Annotated in this window: 8 protein-coding genes; all 8 read right to left on the reverse strand. The window is 43.9% G+C overall.

Annotated elements, in window-relative coordinates; genetic code table 11:
* On the reverse strand, nt 1–70 hold a 70-nt coding region (locus K8S13_RS25715), incomplete at its 3' end, for a 4Fe-4S binding protein (protein WP_367172626.1).
* A gap of 14 nt (nt 71–84) precedes the next feature.
* The gene (locus K8S13_RS14625; RefSeq protein ID WP_291463569.1) at nt 85–2,025 is read right to left on the reverse strand and encodes an aldehyde ferredoxin oxidoreductase family protein; all 1,941 of its coding nucleotides are present in this window, start codon (nt 2,023–2,025) and stop codon (nt 85–87) included.
* Nucleotide 2,026: 1 nt separating this feature from the next.
* Nucleotides 2,027–2,290: a hypothetical protein gene (locus K8S13_RS14630; protein ID WP_291463572.1), complete on the reverse strand. Its 264-nt coding sequence runs from the start codon at nt 2,288–2,290 to the stop codon at nt 2,027–2,029.
* A 44-nt stretch (nt 2,291–2,334) separates the two neighbouring features.
* The gene (locus tag K8S13_RS14635; RefSeq protein ID WP_291463574.1) at nt 2,335–2,958 is read right to left on the reverse strand and encodes a UbiX family flavin prenyltransferase; all 624 of its coding nucleotides are present in this window, start codon (nt 2,956–2,958) and stop codon (nt 2,335–2,337) included.
* A 47-nt stretch (nt 2,959–3,005) separates the two neighbouring features.
* The gene (locus tag K8S13_RS14640; RefSeq protein ID WP_291463575.1) at nt 3,006–3,656 is read right to left on the reverse strand and encodes a CBS domain-containing protein; all 651 of its coding nucleotides are present in this window, start codon (nt 3,654–3,656) and stop codon (nt 3,006–3,008) included.
* 27 nt (nt 3,657–3,683) lie between these two features.
* Nucleotides 3,684–4,292, reverse strand: coding sequence for an HD domain-containing protein (locus K8S13_RS14645; protein WP_291463577.1), 609 nt, complete (start codon nt 4,290–4,292; stop codon nt 3,684–3,686).
* Nucleotides 4,292–5,509 carry a Tm-1-like ATP-binding domain-containing protein gene (locus K8S13_RS14650; RefSeq protein WP_291463579.1) on the reverse strand — a complete coding sequence of 406 codons (1,218 nt, stop codon included), beginning with the start codon at nt 5,507–5,509 and terminating at the stop codon, nt 4,292–4,294. The genes K8S13_RS14645 and K8S13_RS14650 overlap by 1 nt, the downstream gene beginning before the upstream one ends.
* A gap of 72 nt (nt 5,510–5,581) precedes the next feature.
* Nucleotides 5,582–6,391, reverse strand: an 810-nt coding sequence (locus tag K8S13_RS14655; RefSeq protein ID WP_291463580.1) for a fatty acid--CoA ligase family protein, incomplete at its 5' end; no start/stop codon positions are given.

A 6,391-nucleotide genomic window follows, 5' to 3' on the forward strand; every position in this document is an offset into this window, starting at 1 on the left:
CACATACCAGTTCACATAATCTGCACCCTGTACATTTTTCAGGGTTTATCATCAGGACTTTATTTTCCATGATATGACTCCTTTCTACAGCATATGAGAGGGCTCGTTTTCAATCTCAAGCCGTTTCAAGGTTTCAGGTTTTGGATTGCCTTTTTTATCAAGCCCTTTGTGCTCGTAAAATTCATCAATCATTTTAATAAATTTTTTCTTGTCAATCATAGTTCCGACAACGTCAGGGGCACCTCTTCTGCAGGGTTCGTCAAAATAGCGATGGTTGAGCATATCTCCTTTTTCAAGGTCATCCCTTGTCAAACCTTCCCTGATGTTAAAAAGGCGTTCCAGCATGTTGCATCGCTCGGAAATATCCCATATTTCCGTGGGTGTAAATTCAAGGCCTGTGTTGTAATACAGGACCTTTGGCCAGTCTTCGAAGTTGGGCAGGGTTGCACCCAGGAATGTTGTATGATACTTACAGATTCCCAGACAGTCCACTCCCATGTAGCAATTTTCCTGCCAGAACACCTGCCAGGCTTTTCCCACATATTCCGTATGCTCGGAGCTGAGTTTGCCTTTATAGGGAACAGGATTGCCGTAGATCTTATGCAATACTTTTTCAGGAAGATGATAAAGATCAATGGCCGGGCGGCTTCTTAAATGATCAGATCCCCTGGAAGAGGTTGCAACGTTCAATGCCAGTGCCGGGGTAGCTCTTTCATCGGAATGAAGATTGCTCATTCCCTTTACCTGGATCAGGTAATCAAAAGAATTTTTGCCAAATATTTTAGATGCCTGAATACCGCCGTTGGCAAGGGTATCGGCAACTTTGCCTTTTCTGTAGCAAATACGTTCCACCATCTCAAGAACAGCTTCATCATTACCAAATCTCAAGTCCAGGCCATCTGTCTCTTTGCTGGTAATAATTCCTTCTTCATAAAGCTCCATTGCCCAGGAAATCAAACTGCCTACCTCAAGATTATCCATGCCATACTGATCAACAAGGTGGTTTCCCACAAGAACCGTTTCAGCTCTCGGTGTATCGGGCTCGCCTCCGAATGCCCCCTGGGATGTATATTCAGGGCCTTCATCATATGTGCCCTTAAGCGGGCCTGAAGGGATCCTGTATTGGGCCCGGCAATGAACCTGGCATCCAAAACAACCTGCCATATGATATGGCCCCATTGTTTCTTCACAAATTTCATCTATGGCTTCAGGTTCAATATCATCGGCATACTCGCACTGGTTATACTGGAAGTTCCTTGTACGAACGCCGCCCCAGGAATTTGTTGCTCCCCAGATCATGGGGGTTCCCAGGGTTCCCTGGGTCCTGTTCACCTTTGCAGAAGTGATCTGGTCAATAAACCGTTTATTATACTCCAGGGCTTCTACAGGATGGGCTATGTTGATATCCATGGTCCCCCTGCAGGCAATGGCCTTGAGATTTTTAGAACCCATGACAGCGCCCATTCCGGTTCTTCCCCCGGCATTCTTAATCCCGGTCATGACATTGGCAAATGCCACAAGATTTTCACCGGCCGGTCCAATAACAAGGGATTTTACCTCTTTGTCATTGAGTTCATCCTGAATGGCCCACTGGGTATCTGTGGTAGTTTTCCCCCAGATATTTTCGGCATCACGGATTTCAATGGTGCCGTTTTTAATGAAAAGATAAATCGGATTTTTTGCCTTCCCTTTTATGACAAGGTGATGAAAGCCTGCCCATGCCATTTCCGGGGCAAAAAAGCCGCCCATGTTAGCGGAGCCCAAAAGTCCTGTAAGAGGAGATTTTGCCATAATATGGGTTCTGGCTGTTGCCGATGCACAGGTGGCCGTCAGGATTCCACCGCTGACAATCAATGGATTGGCAGGGCCTAACGGATCACAGCCTTTTTTGGAATGATTCAATAATAGATATGCATCAAGACCTCTGCCCCCGATAAATTTCCTTCTGACATCAAGAGGAATGGATTTTACCTCCACATCACCGGTGGTAAGGTTGATATACGCAATTTTTCTGTCCAAAGCCATATTATTTACCCTCCATCTTTTTTTTGAATGCTGCCTCGGCAATTTTTTTGTTCACTTCCCAGACCGGTCCGCGGATTCTTGGAAAATCCGGTCGGATCCATGCAACACGAAATTCACACTTGCAAATCGGGCACTTCACATGCTTGTCGCCCGGTTTTGGCTCCAACCTGCCCATACAGGTTGGGTTATGGCACCGAAACTTACCATAGGTTCTTGTTTTACGCAGGCTTTCGGCTCCTGACAATTTTTTGTCATCAATGGCCATTGTGACCCTCCTTAATCAAAAGTTTTCAAGTTTTCGTTAAATTACTATTTTAAAGCTATTAATTTTTCTTCAGAAGATTTGGATTTGTTGGCAAGCTTATCCAGTTCTGAATTGTCCCAGCGTCTAAACAGGTCATGTTCTATCCCGATGTAATCCAGAACTTTTCCTACAGATTGGTTAATAATATCATCAATAGTTTTTGGATGATGATAGAAAGCTGGAACCGGCGGAATAATATGTGCTCCCATGTCAGCGGCCTGGGTTAAAAGCCTTAAATGTCCTATATGCAAAGGAGTTTCCCTGAACAGCAAAGCCAACTTTCTTTTTTCTTTAAGCTGGACATCAGCTGCCCGGATTAACAGATTTTCAGTATAGGAGTTTGCAATTCCGGATAAAGTTTTGACCGTACAGGGTGCCACCACCATGCCCATGGTCAAAAAGGAGCCGCTGGCAACAGAGGCAGCAATATTTTTGTTGGTATAGGTGACGTCTGCCATGGCAAGGACTTCATCCACATCATAATCGGTTTCAATCCTGATATTGAGTTTTCCTGCGTCTGAAATAATCAAATGGGTTTCAATGCCACGGTTTTTGAGGACTTCAAGCATCCTGATGCCATAAATCACACCACTTGCCCCGGCAATCCCTACGATTAATCGTTTTGTCATACATGACTCCCCGTATTATACATTAGGTTTGCAGTTATAAACACAGATTACTGCTTATATTTCATTACTTCAACCAGTTTGTAGCCTTTTTCCTGGATCAAAGAAGTGATTCTTTTAAAACACTTTGCTTCAAACCGGATCGTAAGCCGTTTTACTTTTGAATCAGGATCTTTCAAGGTAAACAGTCCTTGAATCTGAAGACCCAGCTTAAAGATATCTTCCAGTATTTTGTTAATAGTAACCTTGGTATCCCCGGTTATCTCAATGGAAATTCCATGCAATCCTTCATCACCCCCTAGAAGCTGGCTTAGCGCATAGGAAAAATCCCTGTTTGACAGGGTTCCCACAAGGTTGCCGTCCTCCATGACCGGTAAAAAGCTTCTGCCGAATTGCTTGCCCTTTTCAAGAGCAGTCTCAACCGTATCATTTATTGACAGCGTGACAGGTTTTCTAACCATGATATCTTTTACTTTCAGCCGTTCGTTAAAATATTGTATTTCATAAATATCCTGGGTCGCAATGGCCCAGGAAGCAGCCTCTCTTAAGTCCCGCCTTGCAATAAGCCCTTTGAATTTTCCTTTATCTACAACGGCCATAAAAGGAACCCTGTTTTCTTCAAATAAAATCATGGCTTCTTTTGCTGAAAGATCACTTGAAATTGTATCAGGATGTTTGGACATCCAGTTTTTAACAATCATTTTCATCTCTCCACTGTTTTAGTTGTATTAACCTTCATCAAACAATCCCATTTCTGTGGCCAGTTTCTGGGATAGCTTGATGGCTGTCTTTGTTTTGAACCAGTCTTTAAGACCGTCGAGTCTTAATTGTCTGGCTTCTTCCCAATAAACTCCTTCAAGCTTATCTGCTCCAAACATGGTTTTAAAGCGTGATAGACCCGTCTTGCCATATCTATCCAGCCGATCCGCTTCCACAACCAGGGTTGCGGAAATATTGTTCATTTTAAAAATAATCTCAGGCAAATCATGAACCTTAATGATACTCTGTATCTCTTTGATTTTATCCGGATCAATCTTAAACTCTGATAAAATTCTACCTGCAATGACAGCACCCTGTTCCATGTGCCGGGTAAAACTGGTTGAATTGCTTTTCACCTTGGGAGTTGCCTTGTTAAAATCGGAAAAATCAACAGCTGTCCATCCTAAGTCATGGAGATATGCTGCGGGCAGGACGATATCCTCATCCCCATTTTCATGCTCCAGCAGATATTTGCAAAGTTTTACCATGCGCAGGACATGGTCCCAGTCTCCGTCACGGCCTTTTTGATATAAAGGCCTGATCCTTTCAACCAATCGTTTTTCAAATGATGCGTCCATTAGAAAAGCTCCAAAGCGGTTTGTGTTATTTGTTGGCTGAATGCGGCATCTTCCATGTTCGCATCCACTTCGATAATTTCTATCCTGGAATTAAGTTTGTTTCTTAATGTGTCAATAAAGATACGATCTTCTTTTGGATCATAGGTTGGGTTTCCCTGGCAGTCTACAGATGACCAGCCCTGCAGGGGAACCATCACTTTTACAGGGGACTTTGAATGATTGAGTTTTCTAGCAAATTCATTGGCCACTTCTTTAAGTTCATCTGTTGAAAGACGAAGCCAGGTCCTAAATTTATCAAGGTCGTATTTTCGCCTTTTATGGAATTCTTTTTTATATTTTGATCTGGAAGGGGTCATATGATTGACCGAGCAGGTGGATATAATCTGGGGTATCCCTTTTTTCCCGGCAGATTCAAGCCGATCAGGACCGCCATCCCGCATAAACCCGAAATAGTGTTCTCCCACCCCGCCTGGAGCCAGATCAATCACCCCCTGGAAAAACCCTTCGGCAATCATCTTTTCCATGGCCCGGTCTCCGACACCGGCTGCAGAAAATCCTGTGACCTGGTACCCTTTTTTTTCAAGGGCTTTCCTGACCGTGCTTGCACATTGTTCACAAGGCCCCAGCATGGTCATGGCAATGGTTTTTTTGCTGGTGGTGCTAAGGGTATTGTTTACATAGTTTATCATGCCTTTCATGGCATAACAGGCCCTGTCCATAATGTTGGCGAGCATGTCCGTCACACCGGCTATTTCAATGACCGAATGAAATAATAAAATATCGCCTGTGCCGATATATTTTGTGGAAAGCCCGGGAAGAGCTGCTGTTGAGGATATCATCAGTTTGGGAATGCCAAAAGGCAGAGCCCGCATGACATCGGTAGCCATCAGAGAGCCGGTAGACCCGCCAAGGGCCATGATACCGTCAATTTTACCGGCAGCATACAGATCCTTGGCAATTTTTGTAGCGCCTTCAATAATAATGTTGGTAATAGTTGACCGTTCTTTGGACTTGTTGATTTCTTCTATGGTACTTCCCCCGGCAGATGCCACATGAGACGGTGTCAGTTCAGCCCTTGATTTTTCCTTTCCTCTCATGGAAAGATCCATTAAAAGGGGCAGGACATCGATCTCTTTGAATTTATACTTTAAATACCGGGTCTCTTCCCTTTTAGTATCAAGGGTACAAAGTATCAGAACTGTTTTTTTATTTGTCATCTCTTTATTGCCTTTAATAAAACTGCAGCAATTGTAAAATACTGCTGCGAATACAATTGCTGCAGTTTTAGTTTATATACCCAGTCGTACCCGAATATCTTTTTTTAATGTTTCCTTATTTACCTTTCCGGAATCTCCAACAGCTGGGAATTCATCTACAATTTCAAGATGTTCAGGAAGCTTGAACATAGCAATATCTTTAGATTTCAAATAATCTACCATGGTTTTGAAATCAAATTCTTTGCCGCTTTTTACAATGACATAGGCAGCACATTTTTCTCCCATTTCTCTGTCCGGATATCCCACGATGGCCACTGATGCCACAGAAGGATGATCATTTAAGAGCCCTTCTACTTCAGCCGGATAGATATTCTGGCCGCCGCGGATAATCATGTCCTTGGCCCGACCTAGTATCCATAGGCATCCCTGATCAAATTTGACAATGTCTTCTGTTGTGGTCCAGCCGTCTTTATCAAATACTGTGGAGGTGAGTTCTTCATCACGGTAATATCCTGCGGGTGCGTGGGGCCCTCTGAAATAGAGGATACCGGGTTCACCGTCGGGAACAGTTTTTTCCTTATTCTCTTTGTCTGCCAGCCGAACTTTATTGCCTGGCAGCATTCTGCCAACAGTTCGTCTTCTCAGATCCTTGGTATCTTCAACCCGGCAACCGGATACAGATCCCATGTCCTGGGTACCCAGATCACTTGTGATGGAAGCCCCAAAAGCCTCTTCAGCCTCTTCTGCCACCTGGGGGGCCAAATACCCGCCGGCCGATCGAATAAATCTTAAAGAGCTTAAATCATACTTTGACACATCTGCCTCAAGCATTCTGATCAGATGGGTCGGTACCACACCAATGGCAGTTGCTTTCTCTTTTTC

This window comes from Desulfobacula sp., assembly GCF_021107415.1.

Coding starts and splice junctions, on each gene's coding strand:
- K8S13_RS14650 (WP_291463579.1), bottom strand. CDS start 5,509: ATGACAAATAAAAAAACAGTTCTGATACTTTGTACCCTTGATACTAAA.
- K8S13_RS14635 (WP_291463574.1), bottom strand. CDS start 2,958: ATGACAAAACGATTAATCGTAGGGATTGCCGGGGCAAGTGGTGTGATT.
- K8S13_RS14640 (WP_291463575.1), bottom strand. CDS start 3,656: ATGATTGTTAAAAACTGGATGTCCAAACATCCTGATACAATTTCAAGT.
- K8S13_RS14630 (WP_291463572.1), bottom strand. CDS start 2,290: ATGGCCATTGATGACAAAAAATTGTCAGGAGCCGAAAGCCTGCGTAAA.
- K8S13_RS14625 (WP_291463569.1), bottom strand. CDS start 2,025: ATGGCTTTGGACAGAAAAATTGCGTATATCAACCTTACCACCGGTGAT.
- K8S13_RS14645 (WP_291463577.1), bottom strand. CDS start 4,292: ATGGACGCATCATTTGAAAAACGATTGGTTGAAAGGATCAGGCCTTTA.